The sequence below is a fragment of the Paraburkholderia sp. WS6 genome, from assembly GCF_030464835.1.
Lineage (GTDB): Bacteria > Pseudomonadota > Gammaproteobacteria > Burkholderiales > Burkholderiaceae > Paraburkholderia > Paraburkholderia madseniana.
In genome coordinates this window covers 1-25,578 of record NZ_JALQCK010000055.1, presented here as the reverse complement: position 1 = coordinate 25,578, position 25,578 = coordinate 1, and the positions used below count along the sequence as shown (strand labels likewise).

Below are 25,578 nucleotides of genomic sequence, written 5' to 3'. Positions count from 1 at the left end.
CTCCGTCAGTTCGACGCCTGCCCGGACCAGGGGCGCCCTTGGTTAAACCGGCTTTGAAAGTGCTGCTGATACGCCTGCGCGACGACCGGCACATGCCACATCACGACAGCGTTTTCGCTGTTGTACCTAGCCGCCGACGTCGTGTAATTGAAGCTGCCCGTCTCGACCGATTCACTGTCGATCACCATGAATTTGTCGTGATGGATCGGATACACGTCGATCGTCCGGACACCGACGCCCGCGCCCGACAGCAGGTCGAGCGCGATGCGGCCTTTGCCACTGCGGTCCTCGACCAGGTTGCTCTTCCGATCGGCAACCACTGCAACGTCAACGCCGCGCCGATGCGCGTCGATCAACGCCTCGACGATCGCCGGCGACGTGAAGCTGTACGCCGACAGGTGAATCGAATGCCGCGCCGTGCAGATGGCTTTAAGTACGAGACGTTCGGCAGAACCTTCCGGCGAAAATCCGGTGTCGATCGCGGGACCGTCGGGGGCTACGCATGCAGCGTGGACACTGTTCGAGTACGTCAGAAGGGGAGAGACAGCGACCGTCAGCGCCACCGTGACGACCGCAGATACGAGAGGGCAATTGAGTCTGCGCATCTTTACCCTCACCGGCCCTGACCCAATAATTCGACGTGCTTCGCGACGGCGACGTCAACACTAGAAAAATTTCCTTGCGTCTCGCCACCGTGCCAGAGAATGTGTCTAGGCTTACCCTGAATAAAGCAACTGGCAATCCGCCAGCCTGTCGGATGAACCAGTTCATACGGACCAACCCTTGTCCAACCATGCGCTGCCGCGTAAGCCATCCCCGCCACCCTATTAGTAATGAATTCGTGTCTGAAACTGGCCCGCCTCGTACACGTCGACTGCGTTAGGCGATTGCGGCTGTTGCCAGACGATGTGGTCATACACCGTGACGGTGACTGGATCACCGTCGTATCCACCACCGTCCCGCGCGTTTCGCCAGCCGACAGCTGAGGCATCAACCGAGGGATCGCCGTACACCTGATATGCACCGACCTGGCTGCCCACACAGGCCTGCGGCCCGTAATACGCGTAACCGCTGTTGAGATCCGCCACGGAAGGCTTCGGCGTTCCGACAAGTCCGAAACCACCCATGCCGCTGTACGGACGAGCTCCGGCCTTACGTTGCCCTTCGGCCACCCAGGCGCCAGCCGCCGCGGCCGTTGTGCCAGCAGGGCACGGATCGTAAGGCGTGTTGTTCTGGCGGACGGTCATGTCTGAGTCCTTACACTGCGGCCAGCCGCGGCCGTGGCGGAGATCGTCCATCAGGTGATCCATTGCCGGTCCGCAGGTAGACGGCGCCCACGGCCCGCCATTCGATGAGGGGTTGCCCAGACAGATCACAATGCGGCATCCGTAGTCGTCATCGGCACGGGCCATGCCGGCGTGACCGCCAGCAGCGAGCACCGACATCACCAGCATCAGCCTGATTCCATTTTTCATCGCCATACCCCACCCCCTTCCAAAATAGGCGCCCTGCGCCCGACCCTCATGGTTCGCCAGGCACTCCACGTGTTGCGCACGGCCAGACCCAGCAAACAGAACGGCGACGCAGCCACCGCACCCAACCACATCAAGGCAAGCACGGGCGGCAGCAGGACCCAGCCGCCACTCTCCCGCACCAGCCGGGCCATCAGATAAAAGGACATAGGCACCATGAGCGCCGCGAATTGCGCGCCGGCCCCAGGCTGGTGATGCCACCATTGCGACGCCGCCACGCCCGCCGTGACGGCATAGCCGTCCAGCACCAGGGCGGCAGCAAGCATGCGAAACTGGTTACTGGTCATCGACGGCTCCAGACGCCTTTACTGCCTTGCGCGTATCGCTCGCCTGCCCGTTGGCCTGACCGTCTTCGTCGTCGTCCCCATAGGTCGTGAACCAGTCGTCTTTGGCCGCAGACTTTGCGGCGCGCTCCGGCCGTGCCACCGCGCGTCGCGCGGGTCCACCTGCAGGGCGAACGTCCGGAACAACATCGATTGGCTGCGCTCCCTGCACACCGGACGCCGGGACGGCAGCCGCAACTTTTTGGGCATAAGCGGCGCCCCGCGTCAGATCGCCGCTGTAATAGCAGGAGAGCGCCGCACGTACCGCGTCATCAGCCTGCGCAAATTGCGGTTTCGCGCGGGCGTAGCACGCTTTAAGAATCGCGGCACCGGTCTTTAGGTTCGTGCAGGGCTCGAAAATGCTCTCTGTGGTCTGTCCGTAACGCGCCAGATTGTGTACGTTGACCTGCACCAGTCCCATGCTGTAATTCCAGCCGCCGGCGTCGAGCGCCTTGACGGTGGCCAGCGCTTCCGGAAGGTTCTTTGGCTGTCGCGCAAGATGACCGCCAACGACGCCGATCGCGAACGGATTGCCGCTGCTCTCGACTGTCGCCACGCGCCCCAACAGCGCGTGATGAACATCAGGGGCGCACTCCTGGGCCAGCGAGACAAAGGAGGCTGCAACCGGCTGGGAAGCGACCTGCATATCCGCTTGTGACGCTTGCGCGGACAGCAGCATCACACCCAGCGCCAGAGGCGCGACGAGCGATTTAATGGGAGACATAGAGCACCTTGCTGATTCCCCGCACCCCATCGTCATAGCGATGCATCTGCACCACGACATCGATGAGACTGCGGGCATAGTCGATAATCTCGGCACGCTGCAAGGTCGAACCGAAGCGCATGACCATCTGCGCAAGCCGTTCGAACATGTGTTCGGGGCTGGTTGCGTGCAGCGTCGTCATCCAGCCGCCGTGACCGGAATTGAGCATTTCGAGCGCGACGTATGCTTCAGCGCCACGCAGCTCGCCCGGAATCACGCGATCAGGCGACAACCGCAACGACGCTTCCATCAGTTCAACTGGCGTCACATTTGCCGTGCCCTGATTGCCCCGCGAATACAGCAGGTTCACCGTATTGGCCTGCGGCGGGCGCAGCTCGCGCGCGTCTTCAATCGTCACGATCCGCTCAGCCGGCGATATCTCTTTCAGGAGCATGTTGATGAACTCCGTCTTGCCAGCAAAAGTCGGTGCACTCACAACGATGTTCTTTTTCGCCTTGACGGCGAGCCGCAGGAAGGCTGGCCAGTTGCCGTCGCGGTATAGCATCGCCAGCTTCCTGCCAGTGTCTTCCGCATCGGGCAATGGTTCATTGACTCGCCTGAAGGCACCGCTCTCCTCGTAGTACTGCATCGTCAAATCAAGCGTTGACGGTTTGCGGATCGCAATCGCGATCGTGCCGGGCGGCACCGCTGGGGGTTGGACAACCTGAATACGGAAATCGCGATTCCCCGGCCCAGTCAGTTCCGAGGGGATCGAGGCCGCGAGAAGCGGGCGCTTCGCATCCGTCTCCTGGTCGGAGTGATGCGCCACCAGCTCGGCAAAGTCCCGCAACGTGCTTTCGGTCAATACTGGCGTATCCACCCGCTCCATGAAACGCATGCCCTTCCGGCCGGCCCATACGACGCCCGGACCATTCACAGCGATCTCCGAGACATCGACGTCATCAAAGAGCGGACGGATGGACTCGGTGCGATTGAAGAATGCCGGCACGATCGACATGTCAGCGCCCCCGGATGCGTTCGGCGCGAGCCACCGCGCCGGCCTGTTGCACGGACGGACGATCGAGGCACACCTGCGCATCGAAACACTGGCGGGCAACGGCCTTAAGCTTTGCCTGCGCGAGCATCAGATACCGTCCATCATCCCGGGCGAAGTCCCTGAATATCTGTGCCTGCAACGCGTCGGCAACCGCGTCGTCCAGCTGGCGGCGCAGTTCGCCTGCGGCGACTTCGCAGTGAACGTGCGAGATATCCGTTGTCATCATTCCTCCTCGTCGCCCGATCTGCAGTAGTCGGAGAAGTCCAGCTCGTGTTCGACCTGAATGCGCACGCGCGTGCCCTGGTCGTTTTTGAGTGTCGGCGGGATGTTGACGTAGCCGCCCAGCAGCTGCTGCGAAGACTGCGCCATCGACTGCTGCACCCCCGCGCGGTACATCGCCATCGAGTTGTTCTGGTCAGACGACGACACACCGTAGGTCGATGAACCCGCGCCGAGCAGCGACAGCGCCGCGCTCATACCGAGGATCTGGCCAACGTGGTTATCAACATCGGCGTCGATGCCCGCCGATCCGAGCTGATCGGCAACCGGTGAGTCGACATGGATCTTGACGCCATCCGGGCGCAAGGCGACGGCGCTTGCAATGAAGGTTCGTTCCTGCCCCTTGCGCACAGACGAATTCGGTTTGCCTGTAATGCGCGTGCCCCACGGCAGCAGCGGAATCCGGCCCTGCTCCCCATAAGCATCCCGATCCAGCATGATCGTGATTGAACCTGGCAGGTCCGAGATAATGCGCGGCACCAGGTGGCCCTCGAGGATGGCCCCCGGCTCCATCTTGCATTGCAGGTTGTCGATCTTTTGCGCCTTGGACGTAGAGTCGTCGGCGTTCGAAACACTGCGCGCGAAGGCCGAATTCGGATCATTCTGGCCGTCACCGCCAGAACGGCGGCCCAGCCCTGCCTCACCCTGCTGTGCATCAGCGGAAGCGGCACCTGCATCGTCCGAACCGTCGCCCCCCGTGTCTGAACCAAACAGACCCGACTTCATTCGCGCCTCGTGCATTGCCTCGGCTTTTCTGCGCGCCTGCTCAGCTGCTGCGGCCGCCTGACGTTGACGCTCCGCAGCCCGTCGCGCTTCGTCTGGATCCACGCCCGAGCTTGCCGCTGGTGCCGACGCAGCTGCCGCCATCGACGCCGGAAGTTTCTGCCGGCCAGCATCCAGCGGCGCGGCCTTCGCCGTGTCTTCGTCGATCTTCGGCTTGTCGGAACTACCCGATGGCGCCGGCGCATCATGCTTCATCGCGTAGAACCCACCGGCACACAGCAGGAACAGAATCGCGCCAGCGACCGTGAAAAACGTTTGACGCCGGCCGCGCCCCGGATCGGCCGCGAGCGACGTCTGACGCAGCGCATCAGCTGCGCGCCGGCGCTCGTTCAGGCTGTCGCCTGCATCGCCCGGCTCGCCCCCTGGCTGCCCGCTGTCACGAGGCAGATCATTCGGGTTATCAGGCGTATTCAATTTCCGCCTCCCCAGGGTGAGCGCTGCGCCTGTGTCGCCGCACCCTGTTGCGAGCGGCTCACACACAAGGTGCGATCGCCATCGCGCAGCGTAAAGCGGTCAGCCATCTGCTCGATCACCAGGTATGGCCCTTCCCTGCGCATGGGCGCAAGCGCCTCGGTGCCGTCCCGGTCAACGACATAAATGCTCGGCTTGGGCTTGCCGATGGTGGTCAGAAAGTAAGTGAACTGACCGTCGTCAAAAACGCGCTGCAGGCCGAACGAATTTTCGTCACCCGACACCTGATAATTCTTGTTGACCATGCGCGGCTGCGAATAGGATGCATCAGAGACGCCGCCCGAATCGTCGCCCCATCCATCGTTTCCGTCGGCCGGATACAGGAAGCGCACCGCATACGTCGCGCGTTCCGGATTCTTCGAACTGGACAGGCGGAAGTAATAGACGTGGTTGCTGGTCGTGACCGTCAGATTGGTTCTCGCATCAGGCTCGACCGGCTTGAGCACAAGATGATTGCGAAACTTCAGAACCTGCCAGCCGATCGAATCGCCGATCGCCTTGTTGAGGATCTTTTCCCCAGGCGCAAACTCGATCGTCGTCGCATAACCATAGACACCGGTGATTTCGTACACCTGATTCGGATCGAACTGAAGCTGGCATACCCGGTTGTCCGTGATCACGCAGCGTGGATTTTTGGCCGCTTGCGCATTCACACCCATAACGGCGCACGCAATACCCACTGACCATGCCAGCATGCCGTGGCGAATCGTTTTCATGTCGTTCCCTCTCCTGGTTAGTACGCCGAGGGCGTCACGAAATGCACGATGTGCGCGGCCTGCAATGCATCGTCAATCGACGCTATCTGCAGGTGGTAAGTGCCGCGCGTCGTCGTGACATTCAGCCCCATCTTTTCGCCCGGCCTGTCGGCCGTCACCTGCAGCGTGTCGCCAGTTCGCTGAACATGAAAGACCGGTGCCGTGCTCTGCGCGATGGCCTTGATGTGTTCGTCGCGCGGAAAGTCAATCGCCAGCAAGGTCCTGTCAGCAACTGTCAGGTCGTAGATCTGGTCCGGCATGTACGGCAGGCGCTGCACATTGCCTTCCGTTCCCCGCAGGACCGGATCAGCAGCCGTTACTGCGTGAGCCACGGCCGACAACGCCACTGTTATCGCTACTGCCGTCAAGGCACTCCTGACTGTTCGCATCTCAACCTCCAGATGGGGCCGGCGCACCCGGCTCTGTGTTTGGCTCGAAGCCGGTCACCATGAAACCCGTACCGTTGATGTAGCGGTTCTGCGGCGTTAGCGCCTGCTTCACGAAGTCGTAGCGGAACAGCACATGCCAGTACACCGTCTTGTTGTCGCCGTTGCCGTCGTTGTAGGTCGTGAAGGTTGCTTCGGCCTTGTGGTCGTCACGGTCGAGAATGCGGATGCGCTGATTCTTCACGCGACGAACCGTCGTCTCTGCGATCGTGTAGTACGGGTTGTCCTTGTTCTTCGCGTCCATCTCGTGATTGAAGCGGTCTGCCACGTCCGATGCTGAATGCAGCCTGACGTAATCAATATGGTCCTGGCGAAACGCGCGATCCAGCGTGTAGCGTTCCGTCACGTAACGGGCAAGTTCGCTCTCGATCACGGCATCTTTCGAGCTGAGCACCGCAGGTGTGCCGATCTCGCTTTTTGCGACGTGGTTGTTTCTGTCAAGAGTCAGCACCACAGGTGGCACATACTCGTGATTGGCCTTGTCGTAGGCCATTGAAGCCAGTGCGAGGCCCGCGATCGGCCACGCTACCAACGCGAGCAGATATGCGCGATTCCGTGATAAGCGAATCGCCTCATAGGATTCGGCTGGCGGTGCGTCAGGCGCTGCCGCCTTACGTACCTTGGATGCTTTCTGGAAAATCGCGCTCACCATTGACCTCCATCAGATGTGCCGCTCGACGGCGCTGTGCCGCCTGGGCCGCCCGGTTGACCGGCACCCGATGGGCTCGACATGCTTGAAGGGCTCGTAGCGCCGCCCGAGGAAAGCGCCCGCTCGATCCGGGCAAGCTGATTGCCGTGAGCAGTTTGGGTGTTGCTGATACTGTTCAGCGCAGTCGCCGCGCCCGGATTTGCGCCGGCGCCGCCTCGCCCACCGCCGGAAAACTTCGACATGATCTGGGACATCATGAAGCCGCCGATCATGTCCGCCATGCCACTGCCGGCGGCGCCGCTCGACGTAAGAGCGGACGCTAGGGGGCGAATGGTAAAAGCCATGAAAAGCGTTATTGCGCCGGCGATGATGATTGCGGCAAATGCATCCTGCGCCGTCATCGCATTGGGATCCATCTTCGAAACAAACTGGTCGGTGATATCGAAGCTGAATTTCACGATAACGCCGAGCAGGATCCCGACCAGTGCGAACTTCGCCATTGCCGCGAACCAGCTCATGCCGAATCCGCGCGTGCTGTTCCACATCAACGTCGGCACGAACAGTGGGAACAGCAGCATCGTGACCGCAAACCCCATGTCGGACCCAACCTTCAGGACCAGGGCGACCAGGACCATCGCCGAATTGACCATTTGCAGTGCCAGTCCAAGAAGAACGATGCCAATCTTGAGCATCGACTGCTTCATCATCTGACCCGACGCGGCTGAGAATTTGTTGTAGTCGTTCTCCAGATATTGCGTCATTGACTGTCCGCCCATCAGCGAACTTACCGTGTCGTCACGCAACTCCTGGAATGAGTGAAAGATCTGTCCGGCCAGCCCACCCCAGTTCAATGCCGCGAACACGAACATGATCGTCAGAAGCATTCTCACGAGAGGCCACACGTCCGCAGGATCCCGCCCGGAATGAACCCGGATTACCTTCACTGCAACCCAGATCATCGCGAGGTAGAGCGCCGGTTGCGTGACTGCGTGCCCCAACACCGGGTAATTGGTCGACAGAAACGCTTCCGTTCGCGACGGGATGCTGTCGAACAATGTCTGGATGAATTGATCTACCGGATCAGCCATGTCACTTCCCCGGGCCAAAAAATATCTGCTTGGAGGCCTCCGCGGCGGCGTTGCAGTCGCGTGCTTCCGGGGTGTCAGCAAAAGGGCTAATGCCGCGGTTTGTGCAATCGTCTTCGCGCGCTTTCATCTCAGCGCGATGCGCAAGGTAATACGCTTCCGTCTTCGGCTCGAAGGTCGGCACAGTCTGCGCAGGGGGTTCGATAGTGCCGCCTCCCGTGCTGCTCGTATGCACGACGTAAACGATCAAACCGCCGCTTCCAACAACTGCGACTGCGAGAAGGAACCAACTGAGTTTGCCTGTCCACGTCATATGCCTGTCTCCAGTTTCTTCACCCGTGGACCAGCAGGCCCACGGCGCGCCGTCACGCCTGCTGCCCGATAGGATGAAAATCGCACGCGCACGGCGATTTCGATATCGCGCCGGAATGTGCACAGCCAGCCAGACACGTAGCGCCGGCGAGCAGGAGATAAAAAACGATGCTTCGCATGTCGATCCTCACTTCGATACGTTGCTGAAAAACTTCTCACGCTCTGCGGTGGCCTGGTTACTCTCGTTGAGCTGGTTCGCCGTCAGATTCGCGTTGATGGCCTGCAATTTCGTTTGCGCGGACTGGGCCATCCCCAGCTCGGCCGACATGCGGTTCTGCAGATCCGCGGCGTCCTTTACGTTCTGGGTCGTGTCGACCTGCTGCGAAAGGCTTTGGAAGTTCTGCAGATGGGTTTGGGCCTCGTCGTACAGCGACTCTCCGCCGGCCAGTGCCGAGCGAACCGAGTCGGTACTCATCTTGTAGTTCGCGCCCGCGCCCTTGTCCGCGAAGTCATCGGGTGACATCGTGTTCATTACCTTTTCGTACGTCGCCTGTCGGCTGCCGTAGATGCCGCTCTTCTGCTGCGATACAACGTCCTGCCAGCTGCCGGGCACGATCGACGAAGCGTCCAGCGCATCCGTCAGACCGGAGGCGCCACGTCCGTACGAATTGGTCATTGCACCGTACTGCTGCTTGAGTTGTTTAAGCTGATCGCCCATGGCCTGCAGTTGCTGCGCAAGCTGGATGGCTTCCTGGGCGTTAAACACCGGAACCCCTGTTGCGAGCGCTGACGTCGATATGGCCATCACCGCGATGGTCGCTACGAATGGTCCTTTCATTTCTGCACCTCCACTTCCGGTTGTAAGGTCGATTCCGCCAATCGCGCTGCGCTCCCTGGCTTGCCCATCCAGTACAGCCTGATGCCTCGCGACCACGACCACGCATACACAAAACAAAGCGCGAGCACGCCGTACTGCTGCGCTTCCCACGCCATCCAGAACCAGAAAGGTTGCCCTGCAAGCCCACAGATACAGGCCCACTTACGCCAGTGTTCGCGTCGGTCCTGCGACAGGAAAATGCTCGCCGCGCCGAGTACACCGATTGCAATCTGTCCGATCACAGGTTCACCTCACCACTCAACTCAAAGGTTGTGCGTCCGTTCAGATAGCGCACGTTTCATGAACACTGGAACCCATCGGCTCGGGTCCGTTGTGCCCAACTCGGCGCGGACACGGTTCATCAGATCAACCGACTTGTCATTCGACGACAGGACGGCCACGAGCTCAGGCATGTCCGACATATCAAACGAGGCGCGTACACTGACTCCGCTGCCCTTCTTGATAAGTACCTTGTAGTCGGTGGGCGCTGCGCGCTCGATGAATTCGAACTCGCTCTGCGAAAAGTCCAGGTTATCGACGTAGTCCCGTCGATCGGCCTTGTCATTCGCGAAATAGAAGCTCGTCACCGCCTGATTCTTGACGGCCGCCACCGGCCGATAGAGAGCGCTCGGCTCGGGCGTAATGAAGAGCGTCACGCAGTTGCGGCGACGGAATGTCTCGCGATACAACTCGACCTTCTGTTGCCAGAACGGATTGCGAATGTACGTCTGGGCTTCGTCCCACACGATGATCGCGGGCGACCCGTCAAGCGATTGCTCGATACGGTGTGTCAGGTAGTTGAGCAGGATGGGAAGCTCTGGCCTTCCCTCCTTGTCTTTCATCAGCTCCCGCATTTCGTAGCGGTAGTGACGATGCGTTGTCACATCGAGCGTGTCGTGTTCGTTGTCGAAAACCGCAGCATTCGCGCCATCGCCATGCCACACGGCAATCGCCCGATACAGGTCCGAATTCTTCGCGCCGAAACGCCAGGCCAGATTCCGCAGGCGCCGGTCCTCGAATTTAGTCTTGCTGTCATCGAAGTTGTCATTAACCGCCGTGGCAATGCGTTCGATATCGTCGACCGTGAGCCTGTAGCCGTAACACGTCGCCATCATCTGCAGCAGCTCGCGCAGCATCGCGCGGTTCTGTTCCGTGTCGGGCATCTTGCAAGGGTTGCCAAGGGAGCGTGACAGGCTGAGTACGATGTCGGCACCGTTCATTGCCTGCATGAACACGGTCGCGCCGTTCTCACGGTCAAACCAGTGCACCCGGGGCTCCACCTTATCGGCCTGACTGGTAACCATCGCGACAAACAACGTCTTGCCCACCCCCGTTTTCGCCGCGAAATTGCCATGCCCAGGCACCATCCCGGCGCGTTCCTCATGAAAGTTCAGGTAGTAGCCGGTCTGACCTTCAGTTGGCAGAACCATGAGGCATTCACCCCACAGGTTTCCGTCAAAACGCCCTTGCGGAAAGCTGTGCAGCGATGCAAAGGCGGCAAACTGGAGCGTCTCGACCTTGCCGACCCGGCCGTTGTGCCGCTTTCTGGCACCAGGTATCTGCGACCATACGGCGCGCTCCATGCCGGTCGTCTCGACAACCGGCTTCACGCCCCAGCTCTTGAAACACTCGCCCGTTTTACCCACGGCATCATCCAGCGCTTCAAGCGCCTTCAGTGCCGCCTCCTGCGAGCGCCCTTCTACCGGCACATGAACGAGGACGCTCATGTGGTGGGTGCCGAGAACTGCCTTGTTGGCAGCCTGCCGCATGCGCAGAGCGGTGATTTCCGCCGACATACCGGCAGTCGTCCGGTCATGCGATAGCCGGGCCTCACTGGTCGACGTCGCCATGCTCGCGTCAAGCTTGTCGATCGGGAAAAACTTCTGCGTGACGATCAGTTCGGCGGGCAGCCGCTGGAACCGGTCGGCCATCCCGGCGACAGCGCCATCGGGCCAGCGTGACATGGCCAACACCTGGCCGATCCGCCGGTGGTTGAGCCCGTTGACCTCAAAAACATCTTTCCCAAGGATCGGATTGCGACCGAAATGCAGATACGCGCTCGCTATCGCCTGGGCCAGGTTGTATGAGTCAGCCAGCACCGGGCCGTCTTCCTGCGTGAGCAGATAACGCAGGAAACGCGCCATCTCACAACATGGTCCGATTTCCGTTTCGACGCGGCCCAGCCGGCGAGGCGCGTAATGCGACAGCGATTTCATCAGCGAATTGACCTTCTCTTCAAGGTCACGCGCCTGTCTCGACTCTGTTTCTAGCTTGTCGTTTGTGCCGGAGGGATTGAACGCATTGAATACGCGATCGAGCCGCCCCACTACCCCGCTGTAGTGCCGGTAGCGCACGATGGCAATATAGATTTCGTGCTGATACAACGACCGCGTCTTAAATCGCGCTTTCAGCTTTTCATTGAGGAAATTCGGAAACCAGTTCGAATACTTGCCGGCGGGCCACCGGTTGGCCTTGCGCCGGATCTCGTACACGTAGATGCCCACATTGCTGTCAGCGATGGACTCCAGCGCGGTGTTCCGCTGATGCTTGTACGCATCAACGCCGGTGTCATCGAGCATTTCCGCGTAGAGGCCCTGGAGACGCACAATCTGCACCAGTCCGCTGTCGAGCGTGCGCAACGTATGGCCGTTGTAGTACGCGTCCAGGCCAAACGGAAGTTCGCGCGAGGCGTGCAGATCAGCCGCATCATCCTTGTCTGACTCGCTCCGCTGAACGAATGGCGACGCGCCGAAATGACGGTCGAGAAAGGTGGAGAGAGACATAGTGGCGTGCTCCTCCTATCGCTTCGGGCCGCGAGGGCCGTCCGCCCGCATGAGCAGCTCCGTCGCGAAGAACGTCTTGCCAGTGCCACCCTCTGCCCAAAGATGCGTGTGTCCCACACGTCGCGACGGCATCGACAGAGCCGGAAAATTGTCCGTCGGCTGCGACACAGGCGACACATGCCGGCGAAAGCGTGAAGATTTATCGTGGTGCATAGGTCTTGGCTCCGCCCCAGTATTTGAGGCTACGTGGCTTCGCCGTCGCGCCAAAGCTCTGATACGCGACCGAGAATGCGAACATGTCTTTCGCGGTAATCAGATAGGAGCCGATGACCAGAAAGGGCACGGTGAGCATTACCGGCCACCATTTGAGGAACATGAAAACAACCGCGGGCAATACGAACGAGCCGAGGAACAGCTCAGCCAGGCAGCCCCATATCATCCAGGGTTGCACCATGCCTTTCGGGATTTCGTGTACTTCACGCATGGCCTCACCTCAGATCTGCGAGGAAGCGACCGACGCCGCATAGCGGACGATGGAGGGGACCGCGAAGAATACAAATGAGCAGATAACTGCGATCACGGCACCCTTCATCGGAATCCAACCCTTCGGCACCCCGAGCACACAGATGCCGAGAATCGCCATGAAGACATAGGGACCCGCGTCGACGAACAGCCAGCTAACGAAATCGCGAACCAGGCCCGTACCAGTGCTGTAGTCCATCGCATAGGCGAATTCAGGGAAAACAGCTACGCACAGCAAAGCAACCAGCAATGGCATGCGCCGCGATTTGCTCGCTTCGACACTGCAGAAAACCGCCCGCGCGTCGCGAGTCTTCGCGCAAATGAAGGACAACAGGCGCTTCGCAACACTCTTACCCACAACGGCGTCTGCCATATCAAGCCTCTTCAGTGATTCGTGGTTAGGCGGTGCCGCGCCGTCAACTCCTACCCTCGCGCGTCATCCAATGGAATGAAGATTACCTACCGCGTCACTTTACTAGCCGCAACGAGCGTGTCAAGTCATGTTTTGCAAAATATTCCCCAAACCTTGCGTGTCAGGTCAGTTATGGATAAAGTCGGCAACCAAAGGAGGGGTATCTAGATATGCCTGATAACGACATTCAGACCGACTCAACGGCCATCGCCAGCCGCGTTCGCAATTTGATGGAGCGGCACGGCGTTACCAAACGCGCTCAGGCGAGCGAGCTAAGCCGGATACTTAATCTCAGCTTCTCGGCTGCAAGCCGAAAGATGAAAGGCCAATTGCCATGGGATCTGAAGCAACTCGGGGCAGTTGCTACGCACTTCGGCGAAACTCCGAGTGTTCTGGTGGAAAACAACGAAGATTTTGAAGACTCGATCGCGGGTGAGGGGATGCTGATGGTGAGCCCGCGTCCGCTGCCCTGCTCCGTGCTAATTGGCGACGAGCTGAGTGGCGACCGATCAGCTGACCTGGTAGCGATCCAGTCGGGCGACACATGGAACGTATATCCAGCCGAAATTGCTCCGGCCGGACGAATATTCAATGTGCTGTCGGTCGAAATACGCCCCGACCTGCCGCACCTCGATAAGCCGGCTATCGCGGTTCTCGACGATGATACTGATACACAGGCGGCCGACAACGTCTGTGACTATCTTAACGACCACGGTCTGAACGCCACACCGTTCTATGATCTGGCCAGCTTTCGCGAGAGCCTGAAGAACAAAGCGTTCGACGCTTTCATAATCGACTGGCTCATCAACGATGACACCGCCGAAGCTGCGATTGTCGATATCCGGAAGGCCGAGGATCCATCGACACCGATTTACCTGCTGACCGGGCAGTTGCAAAGCGGTAAGGCCCGTGTTGACGACATTGCCCGGGTGGTTAAGCAGTTTGGCTGCAAGTGGATCGAGAAACCGGTCCACATGCCCATATTGTTTTCGCAAATCTCTAACGAACTGAGCCGCACCTCGAGCTAACCACGGAGCTAAGCTACAGCGCCCAGTTGCTCGCGATCAGTTTCTGATACGCACGTTCCACTATCTCCAGATCACCCGCTCGACCGCTTGCCTGTATTCCCTGAAGCTCTGGAAGAGGAAGGTTTATAGCCGTGCAGGCCGCATAGTCACGCACGCGCAGCTCGGGCGGGATCGTTGTGAAAAATGCCACTGTAGGCACGTCAAACCCAGCTGCGATGTGAACGGCGGCCGTGTCAGACGTCACAACAAAGCGGGCATTTTTCACCCATGCAATAAAGGCGGCCGTGTCCGTCGATAGGCTCTTAATGTCTGTGTAGTGCTGGTGGTCGACCTTGCCGAAGCCAAGTACGGGAACGTGAAACCTTTCCCAAAGACTATTTACAGCCTCGACTCGAAACGAATGCGGAATGCTGCGCACAGGCGTGCTGGCTGTCGGACAGAGCAACGTATATTCCTTCGATGACCACTCCGCACTCAACGCCGGCAGAGCTACGCGCTGAAGCCAGTCATTCGACTTGTGGTCCCGGCCAACGTCAGCCGGTGCGATTCCGAGCGCCCACAGGAAAAAATCTATCATGGGCATCGTCGAGAAGTTCGGCCAGAACAGATGGTTACCCAGATCGATCCGGAGTTCATCGTCGGGCAGAGAATCGACATCGACGGGAAGATCCACAACACTCCCAAAGATCGGCGCCGCCAGTTCGTATAGCTGCCTGACGTACGCAGGGGCGCGACTCGGACGATAGATAACAAAGGAAAGATTCGGGTGCCGCCTCTTGATCGACGCTAGCGCCGTGAGTCCAATAATCGAGTCCCCCAGCGTGACGCCCATTCCGTTGATGACATGAACACGCGTTAGACGCGAGTAGTCGACTTCAAACGGAGCAACATTCGCATTCTTGATTGCCTGCACAGCAGAAAGCGCGCTATAACCTTCTGCCGCCACATCGGACACCTCAAGGTCATAGGAGGCAACAATCTCACGATCGCGCGAAAGCAGTGAACCTGCATTCGTAAGCGCCGATACCTCATCAAGGATAGTCATTGATCAATCACGTTCGGTTAAATTCAGTGCCGCTTGTTAGCTGCAAGCGCATCCAGTAGCGCCTGCTTTAATACCGAGTTTCGCACAGGCTTGTGCAGGTGTTGTGTGAAAAGTTCGGCCCCACTGTCTTTCAGCAGCTCCCTGGAAAACGCACTGATGCCGATGATAGGAACATCCCTATTCGGTCCCGGCGTCGCTCGTACCTTCCGAGCGACGGCGATCCCGTCTTCCCCTGGCATCTGCACATCCAGCAATACTGCGTCATACGTAGCCTCACTCAATGCAGCCAAAGCCTCGCCTGCGTCGGCAGCAACATCCACATACGCGCCAAACGATGACAGCACATCCGCAAATGACTCTCTTGCAGATTCCTGGTCATCTACGATAAGTACCCTCTTCCGTTCGATGATCGCCGTAACTTGCAGCTCCGTTCCATCGGCCTCTGTCGCAGCTGCGGCTGCCTTGACGGGCAGCGAGACTGAGACTTTCGTTCCTCGCCCCGGTTCAGTGTCGATGTTGATCGATCCGCCGAGCAGATCGACCAGCCCCTTGACGATCGCGAGGCCAATGCCTGCGCCGTCGTGCTTCCTTGTATTGGACTGGTCAAGTTGCGTAAAAGGCTGAAAGAGCTGACTAACGGACGCCGCGGGTATGCCGGGCCCAGTGTCTTCAACGGTGATGTCAAGAACGGCCCCATCCCTGGACGGCGTCACATCGAGACGCACAAGAATTCGACCGGCATCTGTATACCGGACCGCATTCGATAGCAGGTTTCCAACTATCTGCCTGATGCGATCGGGGTCCGACAGATACCAGCCATCGCCGTTGTTGACCAGTGCGACGACCTCCAACCCCTTGCTTCTGGCAGACGTCGTCACGTCGTCAATCATCGATCCAATAACGTCGGCGGGTTGAAATTCCCGCTCCCTCAACGTGAGGCCTCCGGCGTCCAGTCGCGCGAAGTCGGTAAGATCTTTCATCTGTGTTTCTAGCCTACTTGCGGCCACCGCCAGCCTCTTGATCAACGTCGCGTCTCGTTCGGCAAATCGCCGATCCAGAAGTGTATCGGCCACACTAACGATACTTTGCAGGGGCGTCCGTAGTTCGTGCCCGATCATCCCGAGGAATGCATTTTTGGCGCGTACGGCGTCCTGCTCTGCCTTGATCGCCGCGCTCTGCTGACGCGTTAGCCGCTTACGATCGATGCCAAGCATCAGGGCGAGCACAGCCGTTCCCGCCAGGAGTATCAACAACAGCAGGCTGCTCAGGAAAAAAAGGTGGCGTTTCCCGATCAAGTCTTCGTAGACTGTGTCGCGCCGGCCTATCTCGGCCTCGCTCACGTGATCTGTGATGACAGCCAGAGGCTCATCTATCTGCCCTAGGCGAAGCGACAGGTCCACGGCCCTGCCTGGATCTTGCGGCAGCTGTTCGACGGCAGGCCTCACCCTCTCGATCACGGCACCTATTTGCGCGATCGCATCTCGAAAGGAAGCATTGCCGTTAAAGATCTGGGTGGCATCGGACGGTGTGGCCAACACGGCGTATTTCGATTGCAATACATCAAAGCGCAACTGCACCGACCGAAAATCCGATCTGCCAGCGCCGTAGAGGAGAATGGCGTTCTTGGCCTTGTTTGCTGCGATTTCCAGTTGCGCAACTGGCCAGTAGTAATTCTCTTGAGGACCAGCCAGCGCCTTGAGACTCGCGGGCGACAGGAGCAGCGAATACGCGAAGTAAACCCATACCCCGGATACGCAAAGGAGGAGAGCAATCGCGACGCCCAGGACCCGTTTGACGCCAATAGCGCGAAGGAAGGTCATTCAACAACGATCTTATAAATTTGCCACACAAATCGAGCTTCGATCGACGCGCGGTTCAGTTCGTCCGGTTGCTCATCACGGGGATAAATTAGCATTAGTGGCCCGAAGCCCTTCGGCTCCAGTGGTTTGCCATCACGCTCGTAGGCCACAATCGCCCCGTACTGTTTCGCGTCAGAGATGGGAACATCGTGCTTGTAATCATCAAGCGCATAGATGTGTAGGACCTTACCTCGTGCGCCGACTTTCTCCAGAATGCTTTCCAGAGTTGGCCCGCGCCACACGCTCACGGGTGTCCAATTCGTGGAGGTCTTGATGCTCTTCGCACCGAGCGAGAGCAGGTCAGCGCGCGTAAAATGATAAGTGTGTGTACCTGCTTCAGTTACATGCGTGATATTGCCAGTCACGTCAAGCGTCAACTGTGCGGTCTGTGCTTGTGCCTGACCGAGACAAGCAAGAACTAACAAGACCAACCCGATATGTCTCAAGATAGACTCCATGTATGTGCTGACCGTCAGAACGCGGGTATGTGCCGAGGCCTTCAATAGCAGCCAACAGCAACGCTTTCAACTTGGAGAAACCTAAGTAAAGCGGATCGACAACGTAGACTGCCTTGTGCGATCACCTTGCCGGCGCGCACCGACGCCAACACTTGCGGCGCACGCCCTCCCAAAGTCGCGCTAAGATCGGGCATACACTGCCCTGCCCCACGATCACAGCCACGATTAATTCGCTCGAACCCCAAAACATGACAAACGACAGCTCACCGATCCGTCAACGCCTAAACCGCCTCCACCAAGACCTCCTTGCATGCCAGGAAGCGATCAATTTAGCCCGTGCGAGCGGTACCACCGTTGAGACGGCTCAGTTTCTGGCCGAGGTTAACAGTCTTGCCAACCAAGCACATGCTTTGTGGCCGGAAGGCGAGGAACATCGCAGCCCCGACTTTGAGGATATTCTGCACATCAAGGCGGAAATCCACAATCTCGCAGCCGAATGTCGGCGTGTCCTATCCTCATAATGCTCGGCAGCATTCAGGGCGAGTCAGACCTGACTACTTCGCCCATAGTTCATCACATCCATCACACGGTAATGCACACTTGGTCATCCTTGAGCGAAATCTGGCCGAGCGTCGGATCACTGGTATGGACAGCGATGATGTTTGGTCCGGCCGGGAAAGTGCGATAGCCAAGCTCCGTGACGAAAGCCTCGATCGCAGCGCCGTCAGACTTGATGATTTCAATGACCATGACTGGATGATGGCTCGCGAGAACGGTCCGGCTGCCGCGCAATACATCCAGTTCCATTCCCTCGACGTCCAATTTCACCAGGTCCAGACGTCCAAGTCCTAGAGAGTCCAGGCTGACCATCGGAACCGTGGTGCCAGCAACGCTATCATAGGAAATCTGTTGCCCGATAAATTCATTGTCAGTCCGCCGGCGCAATTCCAGACTGCCAAAGCTGGCGGGCCTGAAATAGTCCGGCTGCGGCACAACCAGTTCACCACACTGCTCCCCAAGGGCGGCAAGCCTTACTCGCGCGTTCAGGCAGTTATTCAATGCGATATTGCCGGCTAGCGCGTAGAAGACGATTTCCTGCGCCTCGAACGCGAGGATGCGGCCCCAACCGTACATGTGCCGTGCCCACTCAATCGAATGCACACCAATGTTTGCACCGCCGTCAATCGCGACAACGCCGTCACCAAAATGCTTCCTGCGACAATCAAGTAGTGCTAACGCGAGGCGCACTTCAGGCTCATCAAAACTTGATCTGTTTAGTAGTTGATGCCCAACCCCATAGGCTCCATATGCGTCGTTGGTGTGATAGTCGTTGCGATTGACAATCATGCTTCCGTGGTTGGAAGATGCCAGAACAAAAGCGATGGGGCGTATCGGAAAAGACACCGTTTAAAGTCCTCAAAATAATTCCACGTCTTCGCGGCGCGGTGTAAACGGCCAGCATGCACGCATGGTACGAACCCATAAACCCGCAGGTAGCTTCAAGAGTCGTCGGTGTCATCCTGCAGGACCCTCTCGTAGTCCTGTCCGCCGTAGAAAATGCCAATCACAGAGACTTGCTCCGCGTCGACGTCGAAGGCTATCACTACCCTCTTGCGGTAGTTCGTGACGCGCAGACCCTCGCGAATGTCATCCCGGCGATTGCCTCGATGCGGAAACGTCCGCAACTCTTCGCAGTACGTAATGATTGCGCTGGTATAGCGTTCCGCGATGACCGGCGAGGCTGCAGCCGCAATGTAACGATAGAGCTCGAGCAGTTGCTCCTGCGCTTCCGGTGTAAAGGCGACGGTATAGGACATTAGGCTTTTTCGATGCCCTTGCGGTGTTCAGCGGCAAGCGATGCGCGCAGCTGGTCGACTCCGATGGCGCGAGACGGGTCAGCCTTTAGCGCATCGTAGGCGGGCGCGACCTGCTCGCGCAGCCAGCTTTCCACTGCACGGTCACGCGCGAGCAGCGCCCGGAGTCCATCGCGGATCACTTCGCTCTCCGTCGCGTATTCGCCAGCCGCCACCTTGGACCGGACTGCCTCGGCCATTTCGTTGGGCAGCGTGATGCTGAATTGTTGGGTTGAGCGCACGGGAAGTCTCCCTTTTTGAGTGTAGGATTAAATCCTACACTTTGCCTTCCACACCTGCAAGGCGTCTCCATGCCGACAGGCATCCACACATCCTCACGGGGTCAGTGAGCACGAACGCCGGCAACGGTTGCACGCAGCAAGTTCTTCATCTGGGCAAGCCGTTCGCCTGCCGCCTCGGTGAGGATCCGCGGCATCGCGTGGGTGGGTTGAAGACGCGGTGTCGCCTGCCGGTCTTCTCTGCCCCGCTGCCGCTCGCTTTCGAATGCCGCCTCCCGCTCCGTCGTAGCCGGAACGAGGTGTCCGCTTTCGATCGCGGCAACGAAATCCACCTGCCAGTTTCCGGCGCTAACGCGTGGTGCGGCCTCCCCGCATTCGTGGACGGTGACCATGCTGGCGTCGCTGGCCACGCTGATCCGTCGCGAGGAATTGCAGTCGAAGAAGATCCCGCCGGCATTACGCTGGACCACGGTGGCGACCCGGAGCGCTTCTTGGTCGGCCTCGTGGCGTCGGGCCGCTGCCTGCCGTTTGTTGCGAGCCTGCCAGGCGAAATCAGCGGTCGAGCGCAGCAGCGCGCGTAGGTAGTTGATGGGCCGCTGGGCTTTGCGGAGATGTTCCCAGGCAACGTCAACCACATCGGAAAGTAGCTTCTGATGCTCGCGGGCTTCGCGCATGAGTTTGAAGATCAGGAATTCATGAAATCCCAGGCGGCGAAGACGCTCGAGGTCGCTGGGGAGTTGGCCCGGTTGTCTCTTTTGAGAAGAAGCAGGGTAAAGATCTTTATATATAGCACCGTCTGCCACGCTGGCAGACGGCTGCTGCAAGGAAAGGACCTCGGGGGCGACTGCCTCATGGTGATCAGGTTCGGGGGCGCTGGCGATGGCCGGCGCGTCGACGAGACCGAGCAGCTGGGAAGTCTGTTCAGTGAGGTGGAGGTAGGCGCGACCAAACAGGCCTGCCTCGCCATAGCGCCTCTGTGGAGGGCGGACGATGAGGCCGGCCTCTTCGAGATCATCGAGGCTACGATAGAACGTGCGCATGGATTGCATGGCGCGGCCAGTAAGCAGTTCGCGGCGCGCGTAAATCGCCGCGTAAGGGCGACGGGCGTCGACGGTGCGGGCGAGGGCCGAGAGCAGGGCGCGGGCACGGGCGGGGACGCCGTGCAGATGTGCGGCGCGATGCGCGGCACGAAAGACGATCCACGGGAGATTGGTGGTGTCGCAGGTGAATTCGGCGAGGGCATCGGCATCAATTTTGATATCTGCCGGATTAGCCGGGTGAGGGCGAATGTCCCCCTCGCCGGCAACGAAGTGTTGCGCGATAGGCATGTCTACACGTCCATTTCGAAAAAATGGATGACACATGCTTGACTGCCAATCACGTTCCGCTACACTTCGAGGTGTTTGGTCCCTTGCCCGATTCCAGTCGGGGAAGTGCAGCAGATGGGTGAGCGACAGCAAGCCCAATATTCAAAAGCCTTCGGTTCCAGCCGAAGGCTTTTGTTTTTACTACGGTCAGAAGCTAAGCATTTCGGCTCCGGTTCTTCGTTGGCACTTCATAAGTGCTTGTTTTTTCGATGGTTCCCAGAGGGAACCGGCTTTAATGCAGCTCGCGACCGGCAGATCGCTAAATCCAAGCCATTGAATCAAAAGAAGTTCCCAGTGGGAACGCGCTCTACTCGCGCTGCTTCAACTTCGACTCGATGAACGCCTGAATCTCCTTGGCCCACTGCCCGGCCTGATCAGCCTCGTCGGTTAATTTCACACCAATCACGCCATTGCGAGTGGTGATCTCGCAAAAGCGCTTTTTCCCAACTTTCACTACCAGGGTCTCACGGGCGTTTGTGTCGGGAGCCTTCGGCTTTGCTGTGGCGAGCTTGACGGCATTCTCCTGAGTAAATGCCTCGTCCTCGACCAAACGCCGGATTGCTTGCGTGACTTCGGCTGCCTTGCCGGCGCTGGTCGCGGTTGCAAGCTTCGCCGCCGCATGGCTGCCAAGCCGTTCAGGTCGCTGCGCGAGAATTTCTTTGGCCTCGTCAGGCAGACCCTCGAAGGCAAAGATGCGGCTAACGTGCGATTTGGCGAGCCCTGCGGCTTCGGCTAAGTCCTGACGCGTCAACTCAGTGCCTTCCTGCAGCCGTTTGAAGTTCCAATACTTTTCGAAGTCCGAAAGCGACGGCGACAGCAGGTTGGAAAAGAATGCGACTCTCTCAACCAGCGATTGGTCGATATTAAGGATGTTCGCCTCGATTTCCTCTCGCCCAAGCTCTCGATAAATGGCGACTCGATTGTTGCCGGCGACAATGTCCCAGTCTCCGTCCGACCGCTCTTCGACACTGACTGGCGTTGAAAGTGGGTACTTTTCGAGATTCGCCTTTAGTTCGCTGTATTGCTCTGCAGTCAGCTTTCTGCGCCGCCCGGGGACCTCATGGAGGCGAGCTACAGGTAGTTTGGCCTTCGCCGCCCCCTGAAGGGCGGTCTTGAGGCGTTCGATTTCTTCTCGTTGTGCGGCAGCTGTTGCCTGCAAGTGCATCAGCTGCCCCGGGGCTGTCCTAGGGCCGCCGGGCTTTGTCGCGGTGGCGCGTGCCTGGTCAGCCTCCGTTAGCTGAATGTTCGCGGCTTTGGCTGCTTGATCCTTGATCCAAGACATTTCTAGGCTCCTCGTGTCCACATCGAGCTGACCTTGTCGTCTACACGATCAACCAGTTGGTCGACCGGCGAGCGAATGCGCCGAAGCGTCTCCGCGCCCCCCTCGTAGCTCGCAAGATCGTAGATCGTGGAAAAGCGCATGTTCGTGTTGCGTGCAAGATCGGTCTCGGGGATTTCAACAGGGATCACTCGGGAGCCATATATCTGCGAAATCCAGGCCTGCAAAACTTGCGCAGCCGCCTTTGGCGTTGAACGCGTGACGAGGACATCGACAAAATCGAATTCCTTAGTCCGCTCGTCGCCAAAAGCCTTCATCCCGTTAATTAGGTCGGCAAACAGGTGCCAGAACTGCACCATCGAGGCAAAGGAGAGCATGTCGGGCACGACAGGGACGATTACGCCGTCTGCGGCAAAGATCGCATTAATTGTCAGATAGCTAAGCGTCGGCGCAGTATCGATGATGATGTAGTCGTACTTGTCCTTCAGGCTTTCGAGGCCGTCGTGAAGAACCTGTTCGAATCGCACCCCATGCTCGGTCGCAGACGCTCGGGCCGGGAGCATGAACTCAGCATTGAACAGCTCCGTGGACGACGGGATTAAATCAAGGTTTGGCCAATAGGTAGGAGTGGGGAGCGCCTGCATATCGAATGGCTGATCGCTAAGATAGGCCTCGACCAACGGCATGATTGTCTGGGAAGAATCAACCTCTGCATGGGGGTTGATGCCGTACAGTGTTGTTGCGCTTCCTTGAGGATCAAGGTCGATATGGAGAACGCGGCGCCCCCGCCGCATCGACAAACCCTGCGCAAGCAATGTCGAGGTCGTAGTTTTGGTGACACCACCCTTGAAGTTGGCGACGGCCAGCACCTTGGCCGGGCCTTGACGCGGTGCAGGCTTGAGTTCAGCCTTGATCCATTCGATCGTCTCGGCGACGGAGAAAGAGCGCGGCGCGCCCGGTCGGGTCTGTCGTCCTTCTGGTAGTTCACCCTTTTTCAGAACGTAGGCCATTCGCTGCTTGTCGATCCCGCACATCTCCTGGACGCGTGCCGATGTAATGAGCGGTGCCTCCTTTCGGGGAAAGGGCTCAAGCATCTCGTCCCGGATCTTTTGAAGCATCACGTCCGACAGCTGCGCAAGGCGCATGAGGTCGTCCGCGGTGGTTTTTCCGGGGTGAGCGAGGGTTATGTCCATTTGCGTTCCTACCGTTCACGATGATTGGACCGATTCGGCAAGACTGGACCGCCACGGTCGAATTGACACGGAGATTAGCCGTCGTAAACGGTAAACGCAAGTTAACTTTTTTGGGGATGTACCGTCTCAGAACCGCCTGGGCAGGCGGTTTCGCGCAAAAACCTAATAATCTGCGCGAAGTGAGGCAGGGTAGTTGACGGAATGAGACCACCGTCGCGCTACGTCTCGATACTGTTGGCGGGGTCGGCTTCCACTCTTTTTCGCGTACTTTTCCGCGTGCAAGAACGTCCGCGTAGCAACAGATAGGCCGGGCGCGGGTGGTAGCTAGCGCGCCTCAGCGATTCGTCGTCGCCCCGGCGGTTGACCATCCGGGCATTGGCGCGCCCCACGGGGCGTTGCCTGGGATGTGCACTGCGGCCGTCCCCTGCAGCCGATGTGCCGCGGGGAGAGCAGGGCGAGGGGCCCGATAACGGGAGCCGCAGCATGGCGTTACGAGCGGTGCGTTGTGATGCGGCGGCCGCCCGATACCGCTGGAACACCCGTTTGCACTGCCCGGGCCGGTTGCGGGACGATCGACCTCGAAAAAGGAGCCGTCTCCCGTCGGCGATCTTCCCGCAACGGCTGGCCGCCGGCACATCTCCGACCGGTGGCATTGCGTCAATGTCAGGCGCCGTTCACGGCATCCTTGAACGCCTTGCCTGCCGTGAATTTCACCGTCTTCGCGGCCGGGATCTGGATCTCCGCACCGGTTGCCGGATTGCGCCCGACCCGTGCGGCGCGCGCCCCCGTCGAAAACGAGCCGAATCCGATCAGCTGTACCGTTTTGCCCTTCGTCAGTTCGCCCGTGATCGCCGCGATCACCGCGTCGATCGCCTCGCCCGTGGCGACCTTGCTGTCGCCGGTCTTCGTGGCAACCGCATCCACCAGATCCTGCTTGTTCATTGCTGCTTCCTCGTTGTGGTTGTGATGTCGCCACCCTACCTGATCGGTGCACCTTCGCGCAATCAGCGCCGGGCGAGCCCGTCTCGCAGCAACAGGCACTTCGGGTGGGTCACCTCTGCCCGGCGCGCGGTGTCTGATGAAGTCACACGTGGCTCGCCGGACCTTGAAAAGATAGGGGCACATCATCTCAATGCCGCTAACTCCTGTTAGCGGCATTGGCTTTAATGCCCGAAATAGCGAATAATCTGCTTTAAGGTAGGGCGGGTTGCCGCCAAGTACGTGTTTACCCTTGCTTTGCTGGTTTTTTGCCGGAACGAATAAAAGCGGGGGGCCTCTGCGGCTATACGAGTGGCAGGCCGTTGCGCCGCCTGCCCCGGGACCGCGCCGTCGCGCGGCGGGCACAGCGTAGCGAGGTGCAACATGCCGGACGACTGGCGCGGTTGGGCGGTCATCGCCCTGATGTTGTTGCTGATGAAGATGCACGGCTGCAGCTGACGTGGCCGCGGCCGCCCGCTTGTGGTTGCGTGTGGCTCATCCCCTCCTGCGTTCAACGACACAGGAGAGACGCAATGCGCGGTGACTGGCGCCGGCGGGCCGTGTGGCTCGCGGTAATTTTAGTCCTGCTGCTGTGGCCCGTTGCGGCCCGGTAAGCAGGTTCCCTAACCCTTGCCCACCCCTCGGGGTGGGCGGTTTCGTGCCTGACAGACATATCGGACCGCCCATGACCTACGCGACAACATGCCGATCGACGCAGCACCTCGGGGAGGTCACCAACCTCGCCGCATACCTTGAGAGGGTCAATGCCGTTCTGGACGGCGCCACCCAAGGCCTGTTCCGCGGGCATCGCGACGCAGACTGGATGCTCAAGCCCGGGGTGGCCCGGCAGACATTCAACGTCCGGGCGGAAGACGAGTCTGCCATGCTCGAGGAGTTCAAGCGGCGCGCGATTCCCTACTTGGAGTCCAGTTACGACCTGAGCGAGACCGACTGGCTCGCGATTGCTCAACACCACGGAATGCCGACCCGCCTGCTCGACTGGTCAGGCAGCGCCCTCGCGGCGCTGTGGTTCGCCGTCAACAAGCCAGCCGCGGCGAACGCGTCCGGTGCGGTCTGGATCCTCGAGTACGGAGCGAATGACCTGATGACCGATCAGGAGCGCAAAGCCCCATTTAGCATCAAGCGCACAGCACTGGTCCGCCCACGCCACGTGTCGCGCCGGATCACCGCTCAGGACGGCTGGTTCACACTGCACCGGTCGCATCCGCACGACGGAGAGCTAAGCTCGAATCTGGTGTATGGGGGATCTGAGGCGGGAGATTGAAGGCG

Annotated in this window: 30 protein-coding genes; 4 read left to right on the top strand and 26 right to left on the bottom strand. The window is 59.3% G+C overall.

Going from position 1 to position 25,578, the window contains the following annotated elements:
* Positions 1-5 precede the first annotated feature (5 nt).
* The 5 genes from M0D64_RS39770 to virB11 all read right to left on the bottom strand — a co-directional run bounded on the left by M0D64_RS39770 (position 6) and on the right by virB11 (position 3,576).
* Positions 6-605, bottom strand: coding sequence for a phospholipase D family protein (locus M0D64_RS39770; protein ID WP_266261684.1), 600 nt, complete (start codon positions 603-605; stop codon positions 6-8).
* Positions 606-827: 222 nt separating this feature from the next.
* Complete coding sequence (locus tag M0D64_RS39765) at positions 828-1,475, bottom strand: hypothetical protein (protein WP_266261683.1); 648 nt, start codon at positions 1,473-1,475, stop codon at positions 828-830.
* Positions 1,472-1,819 (bottom strand): hypothetical protein, encoded by a 348-nt coding sequence (locus tag M0D64_RS39760; RefSeq protein WP_211616515.1) that lies wholly within the window; start codon positions 1,817-1,819, stop codon positions 1,472-1,474. The genes M0D64_RS39765 and M0D64_RS39760 overlap by 4 nt, the downstream gene beginning before the upstream one ends.
* A complete protein-coding gene (locus M0D64_RS39755) occupies positions 1,809-2,534 on the bottom strand; it encodes a lytic transglycosylase domain-containing protein (protein WP_266261682.1) in 726 nt (241 codons plus the stop codon). The genes M0D64_RS39760 and M0D64_RS39755 overlap by 11 nt, the downstream gene beginning before the upstream one ends.
* 31 nt (positions 2,535-2,565) lie before the next feature.
* Positions 2,566-3,576 carry a P-type DNA transfer ATPase VirB11 gene (gene virB11, locus M0D64_RS39750; protein WP_266261681.1) on the bottom strand — a complete coding sequence of 337 codons (1,011 nt, stop codon included), beginning with the start codon at positions 3,574-3,576 and terminating at the stop codon, positions 2,566-2,568.
* On the opposite strand from virB11, the gene M0D64_RS39745 reads away from it, so the two are divergent.
* On the top strand, positions 3,551-3,868 hold the full coding sequence (locus tag M0D64_RS39745; RefSeq protein WP_266261680.1) for a hypothetical protein: 318 nt from the start codon (positions 3,551-3,553) through the stop codon (positions 3,866-3,868). The two genes, virB11 and M0D64_RS39745, sit on opposite strands and share 26 nt — an antisense overlap.
* Here M0D64_RS39745 and M0D64_RS39740 read toward each other — a convergent pair.
* The 11 genes from M0D64_RS39740 to M0D64_RS39690 form a co-directional block, all read right to left on the bottom strand.
* Positions 3,838-5,091, bottom strand: a complete 1,254-nt coding sequence (locus M0D64_RS39740) for a TrbI/VirB10 family protein (protein WP_266261679.1) — start codon at positions 5,089-5,091, stop codon at positions 3,838-3,840. The two genes, M0D64_RS39745 and M0D64_RS39740, sit on opposite strands and share 31 nt — an antisense overlap.
* Positions 5,088-5,864 carry a TrbG/VirB9 family P-type conjugative transfer protein gene (locus M0D64_RS39735; RefSeq protein WP_266261678.1) on the bottom strand — a complete coding sequence of 259 codons (777 nt, stop codon included), beginning with the start codon at positions 5,862-5,864 and terminating at the stop codon, positions 5,088-5,090. Before M0D64_RS39735 ends, M0D64_RS39740 begins: the two co-directional genes overlap by 4 nt.
* 17 nt (positions 5,865-5,881) lie before the next feature.
* Entirely contained in the window at positions 5,882-6,292 is a 411-nt protein-coding gene (locus tag M0D64_RS39730) for a TrbG/VirB9 family P-type conjugative transfer protein (RefSeq protein WP_266261677.1), read from the bottom strand.
* A 1-nt stretch (position 6,293) separates the two neighbouring features.
* The gene (locus M0D64_RS39725; protein WP_266261676.1) at positions 6,294-7,001 is read right to left on the bottom strand and encodes a type IV secretion system protein; all 708 of its coding nucleotides are present in this window, start codon (positions 6,999-7,001) and stop codon (positions 6,294-6,296) included.
* Entirely contained in the window at positions 6,995-8,086 is a 1,092-nt protein-coding gene (locus M0D64_RS39720; protein ID WP_266261675.1) for a type IV secretion system protein, read from the bottom strand. Before M0D64_RS39720 ends, M0D64_RS39725 begins: the two co-directional genes overlap by 7 nt.
* A gap of 1 nt (position 8,087) precedes the next feature.
* Complete coding sequence (locus M0D64_RS39715) at positions 8,088-8,396, bottom strand: hypothetical protein (RefSeq protein WP_266261674.1); 309 nt, start codon at positions 8,394-8,396, stop codon at positions 8,088-8,090.
* 186 nt (positions 8,397-8,582) lie between these two features.
* Positions 8,583-9,233 carry a type IV secretion system protein gene (locus M0D64_RS39710; RefSeq protein WP_266261673.1) on the bottom strand — a complete coding sequence of 217 codons (651 nt, stop codon included), beginning with the start codon at positions 9,231-9,233 and terminating at the stop codon, positions 8,583-8,585.
* Positions 9,230-9,514 (bottom strand): hypothetical protein, encoded by a 285-nt coding sequence (locus M0D64_RS39705; protein ID WP_266261672.1) that lies wholly within the window; start codon positions 9,512-9,514, stop codon positions 9,230-9,232. Before M0D64_RS39705 ends, M0D64_RS39710 begins: the two co-directional genes overlap by 4 nt.
* Positions 9,515-9,535: 21 nt before the next feature.
* Positions 9,536-12,055, bottom strand: coding sequence for a hypothetical protein (locus M0D64_RS39700; RefSeq protein ID WP_266261671.1), 2,520 nt, complete (start codon positions 12,053-12,055; stop codon positions 9,536-9,538).
* A gap of 199 nt (positions 12,056-12,254) precedes the next feature.
* Positions 12,255-12,539, bottom strand: a complete 285-nt coding sequence (locus M0D64_RS39695) for a VirB3 family type IV secretion system protein (RefSeq protein ID WP_266261670.1) — start codon at positions 12,537-12,539, stop codon at positions 12,255-12,257.
* 9 nt (positions 12,540-12,548) lie between these two features.
* Positions 12,549-12,950 carry a mating pair formation protein gene (locus M0D64_RS39690; RefSeq protein WP_266261669.1) on the bottom strand — a complete coding sequence of 134 codons (402 nt, stop codon included), beginning with the start codon at positions 12,948-12,950 and terminating at the stop codon, positions 12,549-12,551.
* A 209-nt stretch (positions 12,951-13,159) separates the two neighbouring features.
* Between M0D64_RS39690 and M0D64_RS39685 the strand changes: the two genes are divergently transcribed.
* The gene (locus M0D64_RS39685; protein WP_266261668.1) at positions 13,160-14,017 is read left to right on the top strand and encodes a helix-turn-helix domain-containing protein; all 858 of its coding nucleotides are present in this window, start codon (positions 13,160-13,162) and stop codon (positions 14,015-14,017) included.
* 13 nt (positions 14,018-14,030) lie between these two features.
* On the opposite strand, the gene M0D64_RS39680 is transcribed toward M0D64_RS39685, so the two are convergent.
* The 3 genes from M0D64_RS39680 to M0D64_RS39670 are packed head-to-tail and all read right to left on the bottom strand — an operon-like array spanning position 14,031 to position 17,367.
* Entirely contained in the window at positions 14,031-15,062 is a 1,032-nt protein-coding gene (locus M0D64_RS39680) for a glycosyltransferase family 9 protein (protein WP_266261667.1), read from the bottom strand.
* Positions 15,063-15,085: 23 nt separating this feature from the next.
* The gene (locus M0D64_RS39675) at positions 15,086-16,882 is read right to left on the bottom strand and encodes a hybrid sensor histidine kinase/response regulator (protein WP_266261666.1); all 1,797 of its coding nucleotides are present in this window, start codon (positions 16,880-16,882) and stop codon (positions 15,086-15,088) included.
* Positions 16,879-17,367 (bottom strand): molybdopterin-dependent oxidoreductase, encoded by a 489-nt coding sequence (locus tag M0D64_RS39670; RefSeq protein ID WP_234486967.1) that lies wholly within the window; start codon positions 17,365-17,367, stop codon positions 16,879-16,881. Before M0D64_RS39670 ends, M0D64_RS39675 begins: the two co-directional genes overlap by 4 nt.
* Positions 17,368-17,627: 260 nt before the next feature.
* On the opposite strand from M0D64_RS39670, the gene M0D64_RS39665 reads away from it, so the two are divergent.
* On the top strand, positions 17,628-17,900 hold the full coding sequence (locus M0D64_RS39665) for a hypothetical protein (protein WP_200621142.1): 273 nt from the start codon (positions 17,628-17,630) through the stop codon (positions 17,898-17,900).
* 61 nt (positions 17,901-17,961) lie between these two features.
* Here M0D64_RS39665 and M0D64_RS39660 read toward each other — a convergent pair whose 3' ends face one another.
* From M0D64_RS39660 to M0D64_RS39630, 7 genes are all read right to left on the bottom strand, one after another.
* A complete protein-coding gene (locus M0D64_RS39660) occupies positions 17,962-18,783 on the bottom strand; it encodes an FkbM family methyltransferase (protein WP_266261665.1) in 822 nt (273 codons plus the stop codon).
* Between the two features lie 95 nt (positions 18,784-18,878).
* On the bottom strand, positions 18,879-19,196 hold the full coding sequence (locus M0D64_RS39655; RefSeq protein WP_266261664.1) for a type II toxin-antitoxin system RelE/ParE family toxin: 318 nt from the start codon (positions 19,194-19,196) through the stop codon (positions 18,879-18,881).
* The gene (locus tag M0D64_RS39650; RefSeq protein ID WP_252889406.1) at positions 19,196-19,474 is read right to left on the bottom strand and encodes a type II toxin-antitoxin system ParD family antitoxin; all 279 of its coding nucleotides are present in this window, start codon (positions 19,472-19,474) and stop codon (positions 19,196-19,198) included. Before M0D64_RS39650 ends, M0D64_RS39655 begins: the two co-directional genes overlap by 1 nt.
* Positions 19,475-19,575: 101 nt before the next feature.
* The gene (locus tag M0D64_RS39645) at positions 19,576-20,799 is read right to left on the bottom strand and encodes a hypothetical protein (RefSeq protein WP_266261663.1); all 1,224 of its coding nucleotides are present in this window, start codon (positions 20,797-20,799) and stop codon (positions 19,576-19,578) included.
* A 346-nt stretch (positions 20,800-21,145) separates the two neighbouring features.
* Positions 21,146-22,120: a ParB/RepB/Spo0J family partition protein gene (locus tag M0D64_RS39640; RefSeq protein WP_266261662.1), complete on the bottom strand. Its 975-nt coding sequence runs from the start codon at positions 22,118-22,120 to the stop codon at positions 21,146-21,148.
* 2 nt (positions 22,121-22,122) lie between these two features.
* On the bottom strand, positions 22,123-23,310 hold the full coding sequence (locus M0D64_RS39635; RefSeq protein ID WP_266261661.1) for a ParA family protein: 1,188 nt from the start codon (positions 23,308-23,310) through the stop codon (positions 22,123-22,125).
* A 663-nt stretch (positions 23,311-23,973) separates the two neighbouring features.
* A complete protein-coding gene (locus tag M0D64_RS39630) occupies positions 23,974-24,252 on the bottom strand; it encodes an HU family DNA-binding protein (protein ID WP_266261660.1) in 279 nt (92 codons plus the stop codon).
* A 721-nt stretch (positions 24,253-24,973) separates the two neighbouring features.
* Here M0D64_RS39630 and M0D64_RS39625 point away from each other — a divergent pair.
* Entirely contained in the window at positions 24,974-25,573 is a 600-nt protein-coding gene (locus M0D64_RS39625) for an FRG domain-containing protein (protein WP_266261659.1), read from the top strand.
* The last annotated feature ends 5 nt before the right edge of the window (positions 25,574-25,578 follow it).

Coding starts and splice junctions, on each gene's coding strand:
- M0D64_RS39770 (WP_266261684.1), bottom strand. CDS start 605: ATGCGCAGACTCAATTGCCCTCTCGTATCTGCGGTCGTCACGGTGGCG.
- M0D64_RS39765 (WP_266261683.1), bottom strand. CDS start 1,475: ATGAAAAATGGAATCAGGCTGATGCTGGTGATGTCGGTGCTCGCTGCT.
- M0D64_RS39760 (WP_211616515.1), bottom strand. CDS start 1,819: ATGACCAGTAACCAGTTTCGCATGCTTGCTGCCGCCCTGGTGCTGGAC.
- M0D64_RS39755 (WP_266261682.1), bottom strand. CDS start 2,534: ATGCTGCTGTCCGCGCAAGCGTCACAAGCGGATATGCAGGTCGCTTCC.
- virB11 (WP_266261681.1), bottom strand. CDS start 3,576: ATGTCGATCGTGCCGGCATTCTTCAATCGCACCGAGTCCATCCGTCCG.
- M0D64_RS39735 (WP_266261678.1), bottom strand. CDS start 5,864: ATGAAAACGATTCGCCACGGCATGCTGGCATGGTCAGTGGGTATTGCG.
- M0D64_RS39730 (WP_266261677.1), bottom strand. CDS start 6,292: ATGCGAACAGTCAGGAGTGCCTTGACGGCAGTAGCGATAACAGTGGCG.
- M0D64_RS39725 (WP_266261676.1), bottom strand. CDS start 7,001: ATGGTGAGCGCGATTTTCCAGAAAGCATCCAAGGTACGTAAGGCGGCA.
- M0D64_RS39720 (WP_266261675.1), bottom strand. CDS start 8,086: ATGGCTGATCCGGTAGATCAATTCATCCAGACATTGTTCGACAGCATC.
- M0D64_RS39715 (WP_266261674.1), bottom strand. CDS start 8,396: ATGACGTGGACAGGCAAACTCAGTTGGTTCCTTCTCGCAGTCGCAGTT.
- M0D64_RS39710 (WP_266261673.1), bottom strand. CDS start 9,233: ATGAAAGGACCATTCGTAGCGACCATCGCGGTGATGGCCATATCGACG.
- M0D64_RS39700 (WP_266261671.1), bottom strand. CDS start 12,055: ATGTCTCTCTCCACCTTTCTCGACCGTCATTTCGGCGCGTCGCCATTC.
- M0D64_RS39695 (WP_266261670.1), bottom strand. CDS start 12,539: ATGCGTGAAGTACACGAAATCCCGAAAGGCATGGTGCAACCCTGGATG.
- M0D64_RS39690 (WP_266261669.1), bottom strand. CDS start 12,950: ATGGCAGACGCCGTTGTGGGTAAGAGTGTTGCGAAGCGCCTGTTGTCC.
- M0D64_RS39685 (WP_266261668.1), top strand. CDS start 13,160: ATGCCTGATAACGACATTCAGACCGACTCAACGGCCATCGCCAGCCGC.
- M0D64_RS39680 (WP_266261667.1), bottom strand. CDS start 15,062: ATGACTATCCTTGATGAGGTATCGGCGCTTACGAATGCAGGTTCACTG.
- M0D64_RS39675 (WP_266261666.1), bottom strand. CDS start 16,882: ATGACCTTCCTTCGCGCTATTGGCGTCAAACGGGTCCTGGGCGTCGCG.
- M0D64_RS39665 (WP_200621142.1), top strand. CDS start 17,628: ATGACAAACGACAGCTCACCGATCCGTCAACGCCTAAACCGCCTCCAC.
- M0D64_RS39655 (WP_266261664.1), bottom strand. CDS start 19,196: ATGTCCTATACCGTCGCCTTTACACCGGAAGCGCAGGAGCAACTGCTC.
- M0D64_RS39645 (WP_266261663.1), bottom strand. CDS start 20,799: ATGCCTATCGCGCAACACTTCGTTGCCGGCGAGGGGGACATTCGCCCT.
- M0D64_RS39640 (WP_266261662.1), bottom strand. CDS start 22,120: ATGTCTTGGATCAAGGATCAAGCAGCCAAAGCCGCGAACATTCAGCTA.
- M0D64_RS39635 (WP_266261661.1), bottom strand. CDS start 23,310: ATGGACATAACCCTCGCTCACCCCGGAAAAACCACCGCGGACGACCTC.
- M0D64_RS39630 (WP_266261660.1), bottom strand. CDS start 24,252: ATGAACAAGCAGGATCTGGTGGATGCGGTTGCCACGAAGACCGGCGAC.
- M0D64_RS39625 (WP_266261659.1), top strand. CDS start 24,974: ATGACCTACGCGACAACATGCCGATCGACGCAGCACCTCGGGGAGGTC.